At 63.0% G+C, this 675-nt stretch carries 1 protein-coding gene; it reads right to left on the bottom strand.

The window, feature by feature from the left end; genetic code table 11:
- Nucleotides 1-47 precede the first annotated feature (47 nt).
- Nucleotides 48-675: VIT1/CCC1 transporter family protein (locus tag OWC48_RS45960; RefSeq protein ID WP_282525922.1), on the bottom strand; the 628-nt coding region annotated here is incomplete at its 5' end.

Here is a 675-nt window from a genome sequence, read left to right as displayed (position 1 = left end):
GTAGCGGTGCGGACTAGTGTCGCATCGCCGCGGGCAACGAAAAGCTTTTAAACCACCGTCCCGGTGAAAGCCCCAATAAGGGCCGTCATCCCCATCGCAAGGACACCCAGTAAAACCACCCGGATCATGGCGCGCCCGATCGGGGCGCCGCCCGCCTTCGCTCCAAGCGCACCCAGCACGCCAAGCAGCACCAATGCCGTTGCTGGTACCGCATAAAGCACAGCGCTATGCGGTGCTAATGCAGCGATCACGGGTAGGATCGCGCCGGCGGCAAATGCCAAGGCCGAGGATACCGCGGCCTGCATCGGCTGCGATGCGCCGTCGTCAGCAAGGCCAAGCTCATCACGGCGATGCGCTCCCAGAGCGTCATGTGCCATCATCTGTTCGGCCACCTGAATCGCTAGCGACGGCTCGACGCCACGCCCTTCATAGATTGCGGCCAGTTCCCGCGTTTCGGTCACGGGCGAACGTTCCAACTCGGCCGATTCCCGCGCAAGGTCAGCGTTCTCGGTATCCGCCTGCGAACTGACCGAAACATATTCGCCCGCCGCCATCGCCAGTGCACCCCCGACCAATGCTGCTACCCCCGCAACAAGGACTGTGCTCGCAGTCGAGCCTGGCGCGGCTGCGACACCGACGATCAGGCTTGAAACAGAAATGATTCCGTCGTTGGCA

Source organism: Bradyrhizobium sp. Arg816, from assembly GCF_029989365.1.
Taxonomy (GTDB): domain Bacteria; phylum Pseudomonadota; class Alphaproteobacteria; order Rhizobiales; family Xanthobacteraceae; genus Bradyrhizobium.
This window is presented reverse-complemented; position numbering and strand designations above follow the sequence as displayed.